Below are 1,349 nucleotides of genomic sequence, written 5' to 3' on the forward strand. Positions count from 1 at the left end.
GCAGGTCCCCCAGCACCAGGCCCACGAGCGGGCACAGGACGATGGGGCGGAACGCATAGAGCGTACCGAGCTGGCAGTCGAACTTACCAAATGCGGCGATAAGTCCGATGAGGATTGCTTGGGTAAGCATATATCCCCCTTTCCTAATAGGACACTACGAAGAGCTCAGACTCTTCGAAATTGAACGCCTAGAGCACGCTGGCGCAGTCAACCTTGGGGTCATCGGCCAGGGGTCGAATCTCGACCTCAACGCCACGATCCAGCATCTCGCGCACATCGGCTTCCTCGGCCGCGGTCAGGAAGATCTGACGAGAGACCTGACGAGCATCGGGACGCTTCTCGTCCTTGGGCTTGGTGTTGCCCAGGTTGACCGACTTGATCTGCGGGCAGCCCTCAACAAGCTGCTTTGCCTCAGCAATAGTGGCGACACAGATGATCATCTTGTACTTGTCGGTCACGCCCGAGTTGATAGCTTCGATTGCATGCTCCATATCTTTGATGACGAGCTTGCAGCCGGCAGGCTTGCCCATCTTGAGCGTCGTCTTCCACACCGGGTCGTTAGCGACCTTATCGCCCACGCAGAAGATGCAGTTGGAGCCAAGGCCCTGAACCCAGGAAACTGCGACCTGGCCATGAAGCAGGCGATGGTCAACGCGAAGTAGCTGAATCATAATGTGACCCCCCAAAGGTCTTGTGCCGTCTTACGGCGTGTCAGTAGGTGCTGCGGATTAGAACTCTTCTTCCTCGTCGTCATCGACCAAAAGATCGTTGACAAACTTCACGCGCGTATCGTCCGCAGCGACGATGGCGCGAATCGTCTCCTCAACCGGCGCCGACTCGTCAGAGAACAGCAACTGGATGAGGAGAGGAAGGTTCATGTTGGTAACGAGGTACGTGCGGGGACGCGTCTGGACGATCTTGGTAAACTCGTTGTTGACGCTGCCGCCAAAGAGGTCGGTGCAGACAACGACATCATCGTCAGCAGACATGCCTGCCAGCAGTTTTTGGGCCTCCTCGGCCACGTCCATGCGGCCATCGACGAACATCGAAAGATCGTGGACGTTGTCGCGAGCGCCCGAGAGCAGCTCGACGCTCTCCTTGATGCCGGTAGCGAAGTGCGCATGGCTGGCGATGATGTACTGTCTCATTCTGTGTTCCTCTCAATAGCCCGGCACGTTCCCGCACCCGTTTTCTTTAGTAGTCGAACTGGTGATAGTAGCGACGATACTTGAGGTTGTGCTTGGTGACCGTCTCGTAGTAGCGAGCCAGGCGGTCGGTAACGAGCACCGTCAGAATCCACGGAGACACGATGACGCGGAACTCGTCGTCAAGGCCGGGGATCGCGAACT

Annotated in this window: 3 protein-coding genes; all 3 read right to left on the reverse strand. The window is 57.2% G+C overall.

Annotated features, from left to right (window positions below; genetic code table 11):
* A partial coding sequence (locus tag I2D41_RS02510; protein WP_195363435.1) for a PTS sugar transporter subunit IIC occupies positions 1 to 130 on the reverse strand: 130 nt, incomplete at its 3' end.
* Between the two features lie 58 nt (positions 131 to 188).
* The gene (locus I2D41_RS02515; protein WP_099432286.1) at positions 189 to 671 is read right to left on the reverse strand and encodes a PTS sugar transporter subunit IIB; all 483 of its coding nucleotides are present in this window, start codon (positions 669 to 671) and stop codon (positions 189 to 191) included.
* A gap of 57 nt (positions 672 to 728) precedes the next feature.
* Positions 729 to 1,148: a PTS sugar transporter subunit IIA gene (locus tag I2D41_RS02520; protein ID WP_035137739.1), complete on the reverse strand. Its 420-nt coding sequence runs from the start codon at positions 1,146 to 1,148 to the stop codon at positions 729 to 731.
* Positions 1,149 to 1,349: the final 201 nt, after the last annotated feature.

This window comes from Collinsella aerofaciens (assembly GCF_015552075.1).
In the GTDB taxonomy this organism is placed as follows: Bacteria; Actinomycetota; Coriobacteriia; order Coriobacteriales; family Coriobacteriaceae; genus Collinsella; species Collinsella aerofaciens_Y.